Here is a 17,473-nt window from a genome sequence, read left to right on the forward strand (position 1 = left end):
GGGATTCGGAAAAGGGGTCACTGAGCGTCGTGTCCGCCGTCGTCCGTTTCCTGGGCGGCTGCGAGTTCGTCCTTGAAGCGGGTGCGGTAGAACGCCTGCAGCCAGCGGCGCGTGATCCGGTCGCGATCGTCCTCCCACCTGGCCAGATCCAGCAGGAGCTGAGCCCAGTCGACGGCCGAGGACCGGTCCGCCAGGATCCGGACCACCGCGGGCAGGTGGCGGTGCAGGCCGTCCACGCTCTGGCGGGTGAGCAGGTCCAGCCGGGCTTCGGCGGCGCTTTCGCGGAGGGCTCCACGGTTGACGCCCTCGGCGAGGCACTGTCCGAGGTTGCGGCCGGTGAGGGCGTCGGCGGGCGGTTCGCCTCGGGCCTGTGGTGGAAGTGAGGCGATCATGGCGGCGATCGCGTAGTAAGCGCGCTGGACGGTCTCCCTTTCTTCGGGCACCCTCGCGGCGATCACCTTGTGCATGCGGTGGCACTCGTCCAGGGGGCGGCCCAGGCCGCTGCGCAGGGCGGCGCGTTTCCCGGGGTCCTCGCACAGTCTGAAGACCTCGGCGACAAACCGGCGGGGCCTCTCCAAGGAGGGATGGACGGTGGTCGTCTGCTGAGCGGTCATGGTTTCCTGCCGAGCGGTCGAGGGTGGTGGGGTGGAGCGGCGGTTCTTCCTGTTGGCCTTGCGGGCACCGCCGTAAAGCTCCAAGCGGGCTTTCTCGATGGCGCGGGCGGTGCGGACACCGCGGATGTGGCTCTGAGTGACCTGCTCGAAGGCGAAGGTGGCCGCACTGAGGAACGACTGCCTGTACCGGTCGTAGTCCTGGTTGCGCATCCGCGTCCAGAAGATCTCTTCCGCCTTCGGCCAGTACACGGCGGCGGCTTGCTCCGCCCAGGCGTACTCCTCGGGCTCGTCTTTGACGATGGCCTTCCAGGCTTGTTTGACAGCTTTGTCGAGGCGGTCGCCGTATAGCTCGCCCGCTGTCCGCATGTCGCCGATGCGGCGAGCGGTGGCGGGGTCCTCGTCGTTGATGCGGAAGAGCAGCGGCGGGGTGACGGCCGAGACGAACTGGGTGTCTTCGGTCTTGCCGTCCTGTTCAAAACCCAGGGCACGGACCTTGAAGGAGCCGAGCTCGTCCAGATCGGTGCCGAACACGGCAGGGCGCCGCGGGCGCGTGCCGGTGGCGGTGGTGGGCAGATCCAGCAGGCCGTCCAGGTCGCGCCACAGAGCTCGTCCAGAATCGGCGGGGCGTGCATAGAGATTGCCCTGCTTGCTGGTCTGGAGGATCACGTAGGCGTCACCGGTGGGGGGTTGCTTCTCGCGGCGGCCCCAGGTGATGTAGGCGTCGGTGACGTGCTGCCCGGTGGTGTCGGGGATCAACAGCAGCGCGTGTTGCCAGCCACCGGTCAGACGGCTGCAGGGCCCCGGGTAAGGGTCGGGGGTGCGCGGCGGCGCCAGCGGGTCGGGCAGCTCGGGCACTTCCCAGGGGCAGGGGTCGTCTGTCCTGCGAAGCCCGTCGGGCGGTGGAGTCAGCCCGGCCAGCAGGGTCTCCAAAAGGGTGCCGCCCTCCGGGTGGTAGGACAGGCTCTTTCGCAAGGGGCCGGCGTGCACATCCGCCGCGGTGACGTCGGCATGTGTGCGGGTGGAGCATCGGCCGGCGGGGCCGTAGTAGAGCCAGACCAGTAGTGACAGGAACGCTTCAGGCGTTGACAGGGGGACAGGCGAGTCGTCCCAGTGATGGCCGAACCACACCGGGTTGTTGCCCGCAGGGCGCCCCAGGGCCAGTTTGTTCACTCCGGCGCTCTTCGGGCACACCTTCGGGTCGGCCAGCCTGGGGTCCTGCAGGAACGGCCGCTCCGGGTGGAACAGGTCGAACCTGCCTTCGTACTTTGCGAAGTAGGCGTCAACGGCGGCGGGATCCAAGGGCTCGCCGAAGATCTCCACACGCCGGTCCAGCCAGTCATCGAGCCCGTCAGGGCTTTCGTCCAGCCCGGTGACGCGGGCGGTGAGCGCGTACAGCAGGCGGTACACCGCCGACAGGGCGGGCGGAGGGGTGATGGCCAGCGCCTCTATCTCATGGGCGTGCACGAGCAGGTCCCGCAGGCCGAGTCGGGACGGGCGATCGGGACCTGCCTCCTTCCAGCGGACATCCGCCCACGGGCCCAGGGCCACGTCGAAACTGACGTCCGATGACACGAACGCCCCCTTCCTTGTGCAGGGGCCGATCAGTGGGCCCTTTTCAATGCTTGTCGCAGACCCGGGAGCGTCGTGCCTCGCAGTGCACGGTTCGTACGGCATTCCAGTCACCGCAGCGTCGTGGCCGCAGGCTCTCTCCCGTGATCTGCAGAAATGGCGGACCGAAAAAGGTCCAGTAAGCTGGTCTGGAACCTCCCGTTCGTGCGGGAGACGGCTCATCCGGTGGACGTCGTCCGAGTCCTTGGACGGAAAGCCCAGGTCACCGGTGGGCAGAGCTTTCCGCGCAGGCACGGCTCGCGGGCGGTCGCCGCCCGTGAGGGTCAGGTGCGGCGCCACCGGCCGAAGTCTCGAATTCCCTGCTCAGCGGGGGTGGCCCGGTTGTCATGGGCAGAGAATCCGCAGTCGCAACACTTCCCCGCGAAGGCGGGGGTGCACCGAGGTGCCTAGAGGGGGCACACCCCGATGACCTCGGTCGCTTTTACGCTAGCAAGGTTGTTATGGTTAGATGAGTTGAAGTCCCGAATCCGCACGATAAGTCACCCGCCCTGGCCGCATCCGGCCATACCAGCCGCCATCGGAGGCACGTCGCATCGGCAGCAGTTTCCAGTCACGCAGGACGACGTTCTTCTTCCACGAGGGCGGTGTCTTCAGCAGTTCGGTTCCCTCGCCGAAGTACCGCCCAGGGACCGGGATCATGTACTCGGCGATCACGCGCGCCTGATCACGGGTCACCCGTGACCGCCCCTTCATCCCGGGCACGGGCACCTGGCCTGCTTCATCCAGCGTCCACTCGCCGGGGCGTTGCTCATAGACGCACACCACGCGTTCGGAGTCGGCACCCAGCCGAGTGGTGAGCAGTGCGGGGTCCATCTCGACCTGCGTCTCGATGAGGTTGTGCAGGTTGCGAAGCCGCCCGTCGTCGGGTGAAGGGATCGCGACCAGCTTCACGGTCCCTCGCTGAGCGGCCTCATCGGCGAGGCGTCGCGCGTCCGCTCGAGCGATCCGGCGTGCAGTGGCGTCGTTCAGCGGAGTCACCGTCGCGAAGTTCTCGGCGTAGACCGCGTCGACAAGCTCCTGCACGTCGCCTGGGATCTTGACCGGTTCGCCGCCGCGTTCGCGCAGCAGCTCACTCGTGCGATGCAGGAGGGATTCGTCGTAGACCTCGCCCCACTCCTCGGGCACCGTGAATTCCCCCCGTTCATCCACCGGATCCAGCACGATCACACGGGGTTGCGAGCCGACCCACTCGGGACGGCGGGCGTGATGGAGGTCGGCGCGCTCGTCGCGATGCCGCTGGCATCTGCCCGAGCGTTGCAACAGCAGCGCCATGGGCGCCAAGTCGGTGATGAGCAGATCGAAGTCCAAATCCAGCGACTGTTCGACGATCTGTGTGGAGACCAGGACCGTGCGGGGACGCGCCCCTTTCTTGCCGAAGTCCCGCTCACAGGCGTCAAGGATCGCGGCCCGGTCGCGTTCCCGGTATCGGGAGTGCAGCAGCCGTAGCGCAGGGGGTCGTCCACCGCTCTCCTCCACCCGGCGGAACCAGTCGGCGAGGTGGCGGTATGTGTCCTGGGCCTCGGTAACGGTGGTGCAGCACACCAGGACGCATCCGCGGTCGCCGTCGACCACGTTTTCCAGCAGCTTCCTGATGACCGCGAGCCGGTGCTCGGGCTGAGCCGCATCCCCGCCCCGACACACCGGCACCGTCTCGAAGGCGACGACGCGCTCCCGCTCGCTGGTCACCTCCCGGGGAGAGTGCACGGTCCCGGTCACAGCGTCGGCGAACAGCCATCCCGGATAGCGAGGCCGCAGCTCTTGAGAGATCGTGTGTCCGGCCCCGAGCATGTAGGCCTCGACCAGCGAACGCGCCGTTTCACCGGTGAGCGTGGCCGACAGCAGGATCACGGGTGCCCGCAGCGCCCCCAGCCACTCCAGCCATCGCAACAGCAGGGCGTGCATCCAGGCGTCATAGGAGTGGGCCTCGTCGATCACCATGACCTTGCCCGCTGTCGCCATCAGACGCAGGGCGTTGTATTCCACCGGCAGCACCCCGGCCAGCCCCTGATCGATGGTGAACGTGCTCAGCGGTGCGAGCAGGCCCCGCCGGCCGGCGTGCAGCCATTGCGCCGCCTCGGTCGAGGCCTGCGCATCGGTGATCACCTCGCCGCCGTCGGCCGCGCCGGCGGCCGCATCGCCTGCCGAGCCTGACGACAGCCACGCCATGCTGTGAACCTTGGTCAGCGCGGCGTCCCCTAGCAGAGCCCGCTCGGCGAATCGCGCGACCCGCTTGTGCATCGCGTCGGTCGTCGCCATCGTCGGCAGGCAGAACCCCAGTCCGTTGGCGTCACTGGCTCGGGCCAGCACCCCTGCCGCGTACAGCGCCGTCTCCGTCTTGCCGTCGCCCGGAGGGGCTGTGCACAGCAGCAGGCCGGGGCCGTTGACCAGGTCGGGCAACTCCTTCATGACCGACGCCTGCAAAGAATTCGGCTCATCGAAGCCGAAAAGCTCCTTGAAGGTCCGATCCGCCAGCAGGCCACGCCCCAACCCGGCCTCCTGCACCACCCGCGGGGCATCGGCCACCGCCCGCTCCCAATGCGCGCGCAACTCATCCGGAGAAGCCGTCCAGGTCGGACCCGGCATCCGTGCGGTGATGAACGATTCTTGGCTGGCCAGCCAGTCCGCCACGATCACGATGCCGAGCACCACGATCGCCGCCGGCACGGGGAGGCGTTCATGCAGCACCTCACGAGCACCGGTCAGTTCTCGGAGCACGACCGCATGCGCGCGGCACTGCTCTTCCCAGACGCCTTTGCCTATGCCGGGACGAGAAGATCGGGGGGCACGCAGCTCCGAGCGGCGCCCTATCGCAGGACAGAACCGCCCGTGATGCCCGCCGAGGAGCTGTGCGATCTGATGCCCGACGTCCCGGCGCACGCTGTCGTCAGCGCGATAGCCCAGCTCTCGGAAGATCTCGACCAGCACCCACTGCGTCACCTCGTTATGACGCAGGCCGGGTTCCGCGTGGTCTTCGCCGTATTCAGGGGACTCTGTGACCAGCCTCTGATAAAGGTCATCGACCAGGACCTGAAACGACGGCGATATCTTGCCTATATCGTGCAAACCAGCCCAAAAGCATACAAGGCTCCTCATGTGCGCAGCGATGCGTTCGCCGAGCACATCCGCACGCAGAACTCCCAGCCCTGCGGCCCATGCATCCCAGAGCGCCCCGGCCATCGCCGCCGTGTCGATGAGATGGCAGACCACCGGGTAAGGCCCTGGCAGCCCGTCACACTTGCCCCACAGCCGCGCATCAACAGGCCGCAGAGAATCTCCGTCGAGATCATCCATAGGAACGAACCCCGCCGCACAAGTCGCAACTTTGACTGCAGGGCAACTAGACCACACACCACCGACAAAATCGCCGGGGCGCATAGACTCCCCTCGTGCCAGACCGCCCACCGCTCTGCCCCACAAAGGTCACAGATCAGTAAAATCGATCTGGAGGCCCAGGTCAGCAAGTGTCCTCCCCGCGCGAGCGGGGGTGATCCGCCCCGGATCTCTCCGGTTGCGTGGTTGTGGTCGTCCTCCCCGCGCGAGCGGGGGTGATCCGGCGATTCCGGCGAGCGCGTCAAGGCGCTTCAGGTCCTCCCCGCGCGAGCGGGGGTGATCCGACGCTGAACGACAACGCCCAGCACGGCATAGAGTCCTCCCCGCGCGAGCGGGGGTGATCCGTCCGCCGAGGAGCTGGCCGCGCAGGCCGTTCCGTCCTCCCCGCGCGAGCGGGGGTGATCCCGCGCCGGACAGCGGAGCAGCTTGCGCGCGCCGTCCTCCCCGCGCGAGCGGGGGTGATCCATGAACAGGAACGCCGGGTCGTCGGACAAGCCGGTCCTCCCCGCGCGAGCGGGGGTGATCCGATGCCTAGGTGTATGGGGACTTGGAGAGGGAGGTCCTCCCCGCGCGAGCGGGGGTGATCCGCCGGGTGGCGATCTGCATCTGGGTCTCCGGCTGTCCTCCCCGCGCGAGCGGGGGTGATCCGACACCGGCGATATCCACGCGTGGCCGTGCGTTGTCCTCCCCGCGCGAGCGGGGGTGATCCGGTGGAGAAGATCACCGGCCTGGCCCGCACGATGTCCTCCCCGCGCGAGCGGGGGTGATCCGTCCACCTGCATCAACACCATCCTCTGCTCGGTGTCCTCCCCGCGCGAGCGGGGGTGATCCGCCGCCACACGCTCGACCTGCGGCCCAAGAGGCGTCCTCCCCGCGCGAGCGGGGGTGATCCGCCCTTGCCGCGCAGCCAGGCGCGCAGCTCCTTGGTCCTCCCCGCGCGAGCGGGGGTGATCCGGCCGCGGCCGATGAGCGGCTGCTGGCCGCCCTGTCCTCCCCGCGCGAGCGGGGGTGATCCGGGCCAGGGCTGGCAGCTCCCTCCCGGCCAGCACGTCCTCCCCGCGCGAGCGGGGGTGATCCGTCGCCCTCCCATGAGTCGATGTGGGCGGGCTGGTCCTCCCCGCGCGAGCGGGGGTGATCCGAGACGTTCGACCGGCAGCAGGGGGGCCGAGGTGTCCTCCCCGCGCGAGCGGGGGTGATCCGACGCGATCCTCGCCGCCGACGACCTGGCCTACGTCCTCCCCGCGCGAGCGGGGGTGATCCGTGCGCCTGGTTGTCTCCGCCCTCGATCCGGTGGTCCTCCCCGCCCGAGCGGGGGTGATCCTCCCACGTTCAGGTCTCGGCGGATCTCGTTCACNTGGTTGTCTCCGCCCTCGATCCGGTGGTCCTCCCCGCCCGAGCGGGGGTGATCCTCCCACGTTCAGGTCTCGGCGGATCTCGTTCACGTCCTCCCCGCGCGAGCGGGGGTGATCCGGCGGCGTCGGCGGCGCGGGCGACCTCCCCCAGCCGTCCTCCCCGCGCGAGCGGGGGTGATCCGCCGCTGGTCCTGCCGGACGTCTATGCCGCTCCGTCCTCCCCGCGCGAGCGGGGGTGATCCGGTTGCAGGTACGAGGCCCCTGCACAAGGCATTGTCCTCCCCGCGCGAGCGGGGGTGATCCGCCGGTCATGCCGCCCAGCTCCACCCAGCCGGAGTTCTCTCTGTTCGGGCGGGAGTGGTCTGGACGTGCGCATCACCGCTGGGTCGTCTTCCCACGGGAACAGAGCTGCCGGCGGCTTCAGAGCATTGAGCGGAACCGCCCCGGCACCAAAGGAGCTGCCCGCACAAACGTCCAAGCTTCCCTGAGCCTGTCGGCGAGCAGTCCGGCCAACAGGCGGTGGCGATCAGCACCCACGGTCGTCGCCGCACGCAAAGCGAGAGGCCGGCTCCCGTCAGGGAACCGGCCTCTCACCAGTGTCGGGGTGGCGGGATTTGAACCCACGACCTCTTCGTCCCGAACGAAGCGCGCTGCCAAGCTGCGCTACACCCCGGTGGTCGCTACGGGAGAGCTTCGTCCTCCCGTCGCCTCGTCGAGTCTAGCGGATGGTTGGGGGTGGTGCGTTCCGATTTTCGGGGGGAGGTGGATCAGGAGGTGCGGGGGACGAGGGTGAGCAGGGAGGCCTCGGGAGGACAGCAGAAGCGGAACGGGGCCTTCGGGGAGGTGCCCAGCCCGGCGGAGACATGGAGCCAGGCGCCGTTGTGGCGGTGCAGGCCCTTCACCCGGAGGCGGTCGATGCCGCAGTTGGTGGCCAGCGCCCCGTAGAAGGGGACGCAGACCTGCCCGCCGTGGGTGTGGCCCGCCAGGAGCAGGTCGTAGCCGTCGGCGGCGAAGCGGTCGAGGTTGCGGGGCTCCGGGGAGTGCATGACGCCGATGTGGACGTCGGCGCGGGGGTCGACCGGGCCGGCGATCTTGTCGTACCGGTCGCGGTCGATGTGGGAGTCGTCGATGCCGCCGAACTCCACGTCCAGGTCGCCGATCTTGAGGCGGCCGATGCGGTTGTTGAGCTCCAGCCAGCCCGCCGCCGTCAGGGCCGCGCCCAGTTCGCGGTAGGGCAGGTCGGGGGTGCGGCGTTCGCGGGCGTAGTCCTGCTTGCTGGTGCGCCAGATGTAGCGCAGGGGGTTCTTCAGGGCCGGCGAGTACAGGTCGTTGGAGCCGTACACGAAGACGCCGGGGCGGTCCAGCAGGGGGCCGAGGGCGTCCAGGAACGGCCCGATGGCGTCGGGGTGGGAGATGGTGTCGCCGGTGTTGACGACCAGGTCGGGCTCGAGGGCGGCCAGGGAGCGCACCCAGCGCATCAGCCGCTTGCGGCCGGGGGTGAGGTGCGCGTCGGAGATGTGCAGCACCTTGATCGACGGCTTGCCCTTGTCGAGCACGGGCACGGTGAAGCGCCGCAGGCGGAACCAGTTCCGCTCAGCCACCGACGCATAGCCGAACGTGGCGGCTCCCGCGGCCGCCACTCCCAGCGGTACGGCGTGTAGCTTGCGCACGGTCTCTCCTACGGGCCGGCACCTTCCCGACCCTCCCATGCTGTCAGAGATGTGGTGTTCTGCCGAACGGTGCGGCACAACAGATCAAATACAGATGAGACCGCCGTGTCCCCCTGGGCATGATGTGGGGCATGAGTGCCCTCAAGGAGAGGCTGGAAGCCGACCTCGCGGCCGCGATGAAGGCCCGTGACCCGGTGCGGACCCGGGCCCTGCGGATGGCCCTGACCTCGGTGCGCAATGAGGAGGTTTCCGGCGACAAGGTCCGGGAGCTCACCGACGACGAGATCATCAAGGTGCTCACCAGTGAGGCCAAGAAGCGCCGGGAGGCCGCCGACGCGTTCGCCAAGGCGGGGCGCGAGGAGCAGGCCGAGGCCGAGCGGGCCGAGCACGAGGTGCTGTCGGCCTACCTTCCCGCCCAGCTGACCGATGAGGAGCTGAGCGCCCTGGTGGCCTCCGTCATCGCGGAGCTCGGCGTCTCCGGCCCGCGCGCCATGGGTCAGGTCATGAAGGCCGTCAATCCCAAGGTCGCCGGTCGTGCCGAGGGCGCCCGGGTGGCCGCGGAGGTCAAGCGTCAGCTCGCCTCCTCCTGACCGGGTGCGGACGCGCCGCCGCGGGCGCCGGTCCGGTGTTCCGCTCCGTCGGCGGCTCCGGCGGGCCGGTGCGGGCGCGCCGTCGTAGGTGAACGGACTCTGTGAGCGTGGCCGGGCGCCGCATCGCGGCGCCCGGCCATCGGTGCGGCTCGAGGTCGGTCCTCGAGGTCAGTCGCCGAACGGCCAGGGGAAGTCGTCGCGGCGCGGGCGACGGGGACGGTCGTCGCGGTCCCGGCCGTTGCTGACGTAGATCATGACCTTGGCGCCGGGTTCGGCCTCCTGCCGGGGTCCCGGCGAGGTGTTGGCCACGGTGCCCGGCGGGCGGTTGGAGGCGATCGGGCGCGACACGACCTCGGGGTTGAAGCCGGCCCGCCGCAGGATGTCCATCGCCTCGTGGATGGGGCGTCCGCGCACGTCGGGGACGTCGGTGAGGTCGCCGAAGTCGCCGACGGGGGCGGTGAAGTCCGGGGCGGGCTCACCGGCGAGGGCGCCGCGCATGCTCTGGGCCCAGATCGGTGCGGGGATCGTCGCGCCGTACACGCCGTAGACCTTGTACCGCCAGGGGCCGCGCAGGTCCCAGTAGGCGACGGCGGCGGCCAGGTTGGGGGTGTGGCCGGCGAACACGGCGCAGGTGAAGTCCTCACAGGTGCCGGTCTTGCCGGCGGCCGGGCGGCCGATGCTGCCGATGTTCTTGGCGGTGCCGCGGGTCAGCACGCCGCGCAGGATCTCGTTGACCTGGTCGGCCACGTTCTGCGCGATGACCTGCTTGCACTTCTTCTCCGGCAGCTTGAGCTTGGTGCCGTCGGGGGTGACGACGTCGGTGACGGCGACCGGTTCGCAGTACTTGCCGCGGGCGGCGAAGCCGGCGTACGCGGCGGCCAGGTGCACCATGTCGACGTCGTTCACGCCCAGCACCTGGGAGGGGACCTGCTGGAGCGGTTGGCCGTTACCGCGCTTCATGCCGAAGCGTTCGGCCATCTTGACCGCGTCGCACAGGCCGACCCGCTTCTCCAGCTGGGCGTAGAAGGTGTTGACCGACAGCCAGGTGCCGTTCTTGAGGTTGTAGGGCCCGTTCTCGGCGGGGTCGGAGTTCTTGACGGTCCAGGGGCCGTAGTACTGGCCCTTGCAGTCGGTGAAGCCGCTGACGGTCATGCGGCTGGGCGAGTGGATGGAGGTGCGGATGGGGATCCGCTTCTCCAGCGCCACCGCCAGGGTGAAGGTCTTGAAGGTCGATCCGGCCGACACGCCGATGCCGCCGCCGTGCCGGCTGTCGGCGGCCAGGTTGAGGGAGGTCTTGCCGGGGCCGGCGCCGAAGAGCTTGCTCTGTCCGATCGCCTTGATGTGGCCGGTGCCCGGTTCCACCATCGCCTCGGCGGCGACCTTGTTGCCGGTGGGCGAGACCCGGGAGCGCACCGCCTTGTCGAGGGCGTTCTGGGCCTTCATGTCCAGGGTGGTGCGGATGACGTAGCCGCCGCGGCGGAGCTTGCTCTCGATCTCGGCCTGGCGGTCCTTGGGCATGTCCCAGTACTTGCCGCCGGAGAGGATCTGGTACATCTCGTACTTGACGTACTCGCAGAAGAACGGCGCCTTGCTGGTCTCGCAGCCGCCGATCGGCTTGTCCTCGTTCAGCTTGATCGGCTGGGCGGCCGCCGCGTCCGCCTGCGCCTTGGTGATCATGCCGAGCTGGGCCATCCGGTACAGCACGGTGTCGCGGCGCTTGCGGGCGTCCCGGGGGTGCTGCACCGGGTCGTAGGCGCTGGGGTTCTGGGTGATGCCGGCCAGCAGCGCCGCCTCGGGGAGGATGAGCTCCTTGGCGGTCTTGCCGAACCACCGTTTGGCCGCCGCCTGCACGCCGTAGGCCCCGCCGCCGAAGTAGGCGATGTTGAGGTAGCCCTCGAGGATCTGGTTCTTGGACATGGTCTCCTCGAGCCGCAGCGCGTAGCGCAGCTCGCGGATCTTGCGGTCGAGGGTGGGGGCGGTGACCTTGCGGTACTCCTCTTCGCTCTTGGCGTTCTCGACGAGGAGGTTCTTGACGTACTGCTGGGTCAGGGTCGATCCGCCCTGGGTGCTGTCGCTGCTGGCGTTGTTGACCAGTGCGCGCAGGGTGCCTTTGAGGTCCAGTGCGCCGTGCTGGTAGAAGCGCGAGTCCTCGATGGCGATGACCGCCTTCTGCATGATCGGCGCGATCTGGTCCAGTCGTACCGACTCGCGGTACTTGTCGAAGAACACCGCGATCTGCTCGCCCTTGGCGTCGTACACCACCGTCTTCTCCGGTGGCGGCGCCGTGTTGAGCTCGGCGTCCATCTTCTGGAAGTCGTTGACGGCGTCCCGTGCGGTCAGGCCGACGCCTCCGACTCCGGGCAGCGCGATGAACGCGACCAGCACGCCGGCCACCGCCGCTGCCGCGAGCAGGCGCACGAGCTGGATGATCGCGGTCCTTCGCCCCTGGTTTTGCGCAAGCACGACTTCTACCGTACCTGCGGTTGACCACCGGGAACGGGGTCTGCGCCCACGTCGTGGCCGTGGTGCCGGGCGGCGGGCGGGCCGGGGACGGGAGGCGGGTGTTGCGCCGGTAAGGGGGACTCAACCGCGGCCCCATGGGCGGGTCCTACTCCGGCGAACGGCCCGCAGCAGTCCGTTGCCGCAGGTCGCCACAGGGGTTTCGGACAGTACACAACTGGACGGAACCGGCTCGCGGGCGGCGGGGCGAGACGCGCGGAGCCCCCGTCCCGTCGGGGCGGACACGCAGCGCGACCCCAATACCACAAGAAGGTAACTAGTCCGCTCCGGAGGGATGGTCCGGGCGGGCTATATCGAGAATGGGCCCATCGGGGGCTGTTGAAACCCCTCCTACTTCCGTAAGTTCTTCCCCACGGCTTTCGTTTGGCGGCCTGACGTCCGCGCCCGTCCGGCCAAGGAGCGCAATCGACAGACCCTAGGGGAGTGGGGCCAAGATGTGGATCACGGATTGGACCGCCCGCGCCGCCTGCCGTAACGCGGACCCGGACGCACTGTTCGTCCAGGGCGCGGCCCAGAACCGGGCGAAGCTGATCTGCCGCGGCTGCCCGGTTCGGACCGAGTGCCTGGCGGACGCGCTCGACAACCGCATCGAGTTCGGTGTCTGGGGCGGCATGACGGAGCGCGAGCGACGCGCTCTGCTGCGCCGCCGGCCGGACGTGTCCTCGTGGCGCGAGCTGCTGTCGGCGGCCAAGGAGAAGTACGAGCGGTCCAAGGAGGAGCGGGGCGAGCTGGTGGCCGGCTAGCGCGCCCGATCCCTGATCAGGCGGCTCGCGACCGAACCGCACGCCCCCGCCCGCGGCCGGTGGGCCGCGGTGCGCGTTCCGTCGCGAGGTGGTACGGCGATGCGTGACGAGGCCGCACCCCCTGTGGGTGCGGCCTCGTCGTGTTCCAGGCGTCTTCCAGACGTCGTGCCTCGGGTGTCGTGTCTTGGGCGTCGCGCCTCGGGTGTCGTGCCTCGGCTCGTCTCGGTTCGTGTCCCAGGGGTCGCGTCCGGGGCCCGCTCGCTCGTGGTGCGGCCGCTGAGCGGCGCATCGCGGCGGGTGCGCGTTTCCCCCTGTGTCCGGAGGTCTTCCTTGCGTATCGCGCGTTCGGGGCGCGTCGACGCCGGTGTGCGGGCGGCCGTGGCCGGCGTCGGATGCGGCGGGGTATGCGGGCGCGTGGGCGCGGCCCGGTGGCCGGTCGTCGCCGGGCCCGTCGCGCTGTGCCCCCGCGAGGCGTCGACGCCGGCCGTGTCCGGCCGCGCGACACGACGTCGATCCGGGGGTTGGCCACATGTGGCCAACCCGTTCCGCGGGGGTTTGGGCGGGCGGAGCGGATGGGCGGAAGTGACTAGGTAATTTCGGCCAACTGTGCCGGGTAGGGGCGGTGTGCCCGAGGTTCAGGCCGAACGGGCGGGAGGCGGAGTGACGTTCGCCGCCAGGTCGGCGCCGACGCGGCGGAGCCCGTCCAGGTCGTGGACGTCCTCGGGCTGGGCGGGAACGGCGGCCACGGGGACGGTGGGGTGGGCCGAGGTGAAGTGCTCGCGGAGGCGGTCCTCGCGGGCGGCCCGGTTGCGGCGGTCGGCGTGCAGGCGCAGCAGGGCGGCGGTGAGCGGATGCTCGCCGCGTTCCTCCAGCGTCTCGGCGGCGGCCTGGCTGCGGGCGGCGGTGGGGGTGCCGGGGGCGACCCGGTGGACCCGGTTGACGATCAGGCCGGCCAGCGGCATCCGCTCCCCGGCCAGGCGTTCCACGAAGTAGGAGGCCTCGCGCAGCGCGTCCGGCTCGGGCGCCGCCACCACCAGGAAGGCGGTGCCGGGGGTCTGCAGCAGGCGGTAGGTCTTCTCGGCCCGCTCCCGGAAGCCGCCGAACATGGTCTCGAAGGCCGCCACGAACGTCTGCACGTCCCGCAGCAGCTGCACCCCGATCACCTTGTTGAGCACGTTGGTGAACATCCCGAACCCGGCGGTCAGCATCTTCACGCCGATCCGTCCTCCGGTCCGGGCGGGGGCGGACAGCATCTTCATCAGGCGGCTGTCCAGGAAGCGGCCCATCCGTTCCGGAGCGTCCAAAAAGTCGAGCGCGTTCCGGGAGGGCGGGGTGTCCACGACGATCAGGTCCCAGGCGCCGGAGCGGTGCAGCTGCCCCAGCTTCTCCATCGCCATGTACTCCTGCGTCCCCGACAGGCTGGAGGACAGGGACTGGTAGAACGGGTTGGCCAGGATCTGCTTGGCGCGGTCGGGGTCGGAGTGGGCCTCGACGATCTCGTCGAAGGTCCGCTTCATGTCGAGCATCATGGCGTGCAGCTCGCCGTCGCCTTCGATGCCGTCGATGCGCCGGGGGTTGTTGTCCAGCTCGGTCAGCCCCATCGACTGCGCCAGCCGTTTGGCCGGGTCGACGGTCAGCACGACCACGTCGCGGCCGCGTTCGGCGGCCCGCAGGCCCAGCGCGGCGGCGGTGGTGGTCTTGCCCACGCCGCCGGAGCCGCAGCAGACGATGATCTTCGTTCGGGGGTCGTCGATCAGGGCGTCGACGTCCAGCACCGGCGGGGTCCGCAGCGCGCTCATCTCGTCCTTCCCCTCGGTCGGCGGGCCGGCGGGTCAGGCCGCGCCCTGCTCGCGCAGCGTCTCGGCCAGCTCGTACAGGCCCGCCAGGTCCACCCCGTCCGGCAGCAGCGGCAGCACGTACTGGGGGTGCGGCAGTTCGGCGAGCCGTTCCCGTTCACGGGCTTCCATGGCGGTGTGCCGGGCGTGCTCGGCGGCCTCGGCGACCAGCGCTCGGGCGGTCTCCTCGACGTCGTGTTCCAGGCCGGCCGCCTTGAGGCCGCGGACGATCTCCGCCACGTCCAGTTCCCCGGCCTGGGCGGCGGCCAGGTCCTCGGGGCTCAGCATCGGCGCGTGCACCATGTTGATCATGATTCCGCCGGTGGGCAGGCCGATCTCGGTGAGCTCGGCGATCCCGTCCAGGGTCTCCTGGACGGGCATCTCCTCCAGCAGGGTCACGAAGTGCACCGCGGTCTCGGGGCTGCGCACCACCCGCATCACCGTGTCGGCGTGGTTGCGGATGGGGCCGACCTTGGCCAGTCCGGAGACCTCGCTGTTGACGTTGAGGAACTTGGCGATCCGGCCGGTCGGCGGGGCGTCCATCACCACCGCGTCGTAGACGAACGAGTCGTCGGGGTTCTTGCGGCGCACGGCCTCGCTGGTCTTGCCGGTCAGGATCACATCGCGCAGGCCCGGGGCGATGGCGGTCACGAAGTCGACGACGCCCAGCTTGGTCATCGCCTTGCCGGCCCGCTTGAGGTTGTAGAACATCTCCAGGTATTCGATGAGCGCCTCTTCGGTGTCCACCGCCAGGGCGTAGACGTCGCCTCCGTCCGGGGCGACGGCGACCTTGCGCTCCTCGTACGGCAGCGGAGGGCAGTCGAACAGCTGGGCGATCCCCTGCCGGCCCTCGACCTCGACCAGCAGCACTTTCCGCCCTCCGGCGGCCAGCGCCAGCGCCAGCGCGGCCGCCACGGTGGTCTTACCGGTTCCGCCTTTCCCCGTGACGACGTGCAGCCGCACCCCGTCCCAATCGGTGTCTCTGGCGCTCACCCGACTCACAATATCGTTCGCTCAGCAAGGACTTCCGTTCCCGGCCCGCCCTGTGCAAGTGATCCCTGACACGGCTTCTCATCAGGGCGGGGACCGCCTGCGGGCGCATCGCCCCACCGCGACGCGCCCGGCAGGACCGTCGAAACCGCCCTTGCCCGGCCGGGTGCGCCCTCAACCCTCCGATGGACGAACGGACGTCCCGCGGCGGCGCGGCGACGCTCGCCGGTGCGGGCGACCGGACGCGGGGAGCGCGCCGGGGGAGGCGTCTCGCCGGAGGCCTCCCCGAGGCCCCTTCACAGACCCCCGTCACGAGGACGTCACGGAATCTCCCGAGGCCTTTCCAGGGTGCTCACGCGAAGCCCGCGTGCGGCCTCGCAAGGCCCTCACGCAGCGGGCTCCGCGGGCCTTCTCCGCGGAGCCTTCACGGGGTCTCGAGGCGACCGGTGGTCAGGAAGCGCTCGACGGCCTCGGCGTAGGCCGTCCCGTCCAGCCCGGGGGCGGCGCCGGCGTCGCCCATCACGACGACCACATCGCCGCTCTCGCCCTCGCTCAGCATCCGGTCGATCAGCCGCCAGGCCGCCCACAGGCACGCGCCGGTGCTGCCGCCCGCCGTGATCCCCGCCAGCGACCGCAGATGCGTCAGCGCTCCCACGGCGGCCGCGTCGGGCACGGGCACCACGAGGTCGATCGCCGAGGCCAGGAAGCCCGGTTCCATCCGCGGCCGCCCGATGCCCTCGATGCGCGAGGGCATGCCCGTGGCGTAGTCGGGGGCGCCGCTCGCCCATCCCGGGAAGTACGCCGAGTTCTCCGGGTCGGCCACCGCCAGGCGGGTCCGGTATCCCCGGTAGCGCAGGAAGCGTCCTATGGTCCCGGAGGTCGCGCCCGTGCCCGCGCCGGTCACGATCCATGCGGGCGGACGTCCGAGCTGAGCGACGATCTCCGCGCCGATGTGGTGCTCCCGGTCTCCCCGCCAGTCCATCACGCGCGCCGCGGCGGCGAAGTGGTCCAGGTAGAAGCCGCCGCCGTCGGCGGCCAGCCGCTGCGCCTCCTGGTAGATGGCCGCGGGCGGGTGGTACGGGTGGCAGCGCCCGCCCACCGCCTCGATCGCGGCGATCTTCTCGGGCTTGGTGGAGCGGGGCACGACCGTCATGAACTCCACCCCGATCAGCCGGGCGAAGTGGGCTCCCGCCACCGCGGCGGGGCCGGCCGTGGCCATGACGACGGTGGTGTCCTCGGTGATCTGCCCGGACGCCAGGGCGTCGGCGTAGGCGGCGCCCAGCAGGCGGTGCTTGACGCTGCCCGAGGGCTGCGCCGACTCGTCCTTGAGGTGCAGCCTGACGCCCCAGTCCGGAGGCAGCTTCACCTCGCGCAGGGGCGTGATGACCGCGTCCCGTTCCACCGTGGCGATCGCCTCGGCCGCCCATGCCCGAGAAGTCCCCATGGGCCCGCACCCTAGCCGCAGGGACCGGCGTCGAGCGCGCGATCGCCGGTGCGCGGCCGATACCGGCCGCGGGACGGCGACGGCCCGGCGGCCGAGGGCTGGGCGGCGCTCGGCGCGGGCGGTCAGGAGTTGTCGATCTCGCGGATGACCTGGCCGCCCAGTTCGCGTTTGATGAGCTCCACGCCGCTGATCGCCGCCTCGTGGTCGTCCATGGTGGCGTCGCCCTCGGGGTCCACCTCGTCGGTCTCGTCGATCGGCACGGGAGGCGGGGGCGGCTCCGGCGGAGGCGGCGGAGGCGGCTCGGGCGGCTGGTGGGCCGCCGAGGGGCGTTCGGGGGGCGGGGGCTGCGCGGCGGCCAGGCGGGGCCGCGGGGATGCGGCCGGGGCCGCGGACGCCCGGGCGGCGGCCTGCGGGGTGCCGGCCAGGACCGTGTCGATGCGCAGGTCCACGCCCAGCGTCTCCCGGAGGACCTCGCGCAGCACGACGTCCCGGTTGCCGTTGGTGAAGTTGGTGCGCGCGCCCTCGCCCTCGAAGGCCAGGGTGAGCAGGTTGCCCTCCAGGGACAACGGCTGCACCCCGGACATGATCACCATCCAGGCGACCTTGCTCTTGCGTTTGACGCCCTCGACGATGTTCGGCCACGCCCGCTGAATCGTCGCCATGTCGGGTCCGCCGCCGGACGCCGCCGCGGGAGCCGGCCGGGCGGCGGGCGCCGGGGCGGAGGCGGCGGGCGGCCGGGCGGCGGGGCGCTGCCGT

9 protein-coding genes, 1 tRNA gene, 1 pseudogene and 1 CRISPR repeat array are annotated in these 17,473 nt (G+C 70.5%); of the genes and pseudogenes, 2 read left to right on the forward strand and 9 right to left on the reverse strand.

Going from position 1 to position 17,473, the window contains the following annotated elements:
• Positions 1 to 17: 17 nt before the first annotated feature.
• The 4 genes from casA to EIO00_RS20340 all read right to left on the reverse strand — a co-directional run bounded on the left by casA (position 18) and on the right by EIO00_RS20340 (position 8,595).
• Positions 18 to 2,186 carry a type I-E CRISPR-associated protein Cse1/CasA gene (gene casA, locus EIO00_RS20325; protein WP_206664213.1) on the reverse strand — a complete coding sequence of 723 codons (2,169 nt, stop codon included), beginning with the start codon at positions 2,184 to 2,186 and terminating at the stop codon, positions 18 to 20.
• Positions 2,187 to 2,687: 501 nt separating this feature from the next.
• The gene (gene cas3, locus EIO00_RS20330; RefSeq protein WP_161602762.1) at positions 2,688 to 5,534 is read right to left on the reverse strand and encodes a CRISPR-associated helicase Cas3'; all 2,847 of its coding nucleotides are present in this window, start codon (positions 5,532 to 5,534) and stop codon (positions 2,688 to 2,690) included.
• Between the two features lie 172 nt (positions 5,535 to 5,706).
• A CRISPR array of direct repeats spans positions 5,707 to 7,229; the repeat unit is 29 nt; unit sequence GTCCTCCCCGCGCGAGCGGGGGTGATCCG.
• Between the two features lie 295 nt (positions 7,230 to 7,524).
• Positions 7,525 to 7,598, reverse strand: a tRNA-Pro gene (locus EIO00_RS20335).
• A gap of 94 nt (positions 7,599 to 7,692) precedes the next feature.
• Positions 7,693 to 8,595, reverse strand: coding sequence for a metallophosphoesterase (locus tag EIO00_RS20340; protein ID WP_241661485.1), 903 nt, complete (start codon positions 8,593 to 8,595; stop codon positions 7,693 to 7,695).
• A gap of 131 nt (positions 8,596 to 8,726) precedes the next feature.
• On the opposite strand from EIO00_RS20340, the gene EIO00_RS20345 reads away from it, so the two are divergent.
• Positions 8,727 to 9,185: a GatB/YqeY domain-containing protein gene (locus EIO00_RS20345; protein WP_140181384.1), complete on the forward strand. Its 459-nt coding sequence runs from the start codon at positions 8,727 to 8,729 to the stop codon at positions 9,183 to 9,185.
• Positions 9,186 to 9,353: 168 nt separating this feature from the next.
• Here the strand turns inward: EIO00_RS20345 and EIO00_RS20350 are convergent, their stop codons facing one another.
• Positions 9,354 to 11,603 (reverse strand): penicillin-binding protein, encoded by a 2,250-nt coding sequence (locus EIO00_RS20350; protein WP_140181386.1) that lies wholly within the window; start codon positions 11,601 to 11,603, stop codon positions 9,354 to 9,356.
• 536 nt (positions 11,604 to 12,139) lie between these two features.
• On the opposite strand from EIO00_RS20350, the gene EIO00_RS20355 reads away from it, so the two are divergent.
• Positions 12,140 to 12,448: a WhiB family transcriptional regulator gene (locus EIO00_RS20355; protein ID WP_140181388.1), complete on the forward strand. Its 309-nt coding sequence runs from the start codon at positions 12,140 to 12,142 to the stop codon at positions 12,446 to 12,448.
• Between the two features lie 635 nt (positions 12,449 to 13,083).
• Here the strand turns inward: EIO00_RS20355 and bagB are convergent.
• The 4 genes and pseudogenes from bagB to EIO00_RS20375 all read right to left on the reverse strand — a co-directional run.
• Positions 13,084 to 14,247, reverse strand: a complete 1,164-nt coding sequence (gene bagB / locus EIO00_RS20360) for an ATPase BagB (protein WP_140181390.1) — start codon at positions 14,245 to 14,247, stop codon at positions 13,084 to 13,086.
• Between the two features lie 33 nt (positions 14,248 to 14,280).
• Complete coding sequence (gene bagA, locus EIO00_RS20365; RefSeq protein WP_140181392.1) at positions 14,281 to 15,276, reverse strand: ATPase BagA; 996 nt, start codon at positions 15,274 to 15,276, stop codon at positions 14,281 to 14,283.
• A gap of 421 nt (positions 15,277 to 15,697) precedes the next feature.
• The gene (locus EIO00_RS20370) at positions 15,698 to 16,717 is read right to left on the reverse strand and encodes a PLP-dependent cysteine synthase family protein (protein WP_140181394.1); all 1,020 of its coding nucleotides are present in this window, start codon (positions 16,715 to 16,717) and stop codon (positions 15,698 to 15,700) included.
• A 122-nt stretch (positions 16,718 to 16,839) separates the two neighbouring features.
• A pseudogene (locus EIO00_RS20375) lies at positions 16,840 to 17,473 on the reverse strand (DNA polymerase III subunit gamma and tau); the annotation flags it as partial.

Source organism: Thermomonospora catenispora (assembly GCF_006363815.1).
In the GTDB taxonomy this organism is placed as follows: Bacteria; Actinomycetota; Actinomycetes; order Streptosporangiales; family Streptosporangiaceae; genus Thermomonospora; species Thermomonospora catenispora.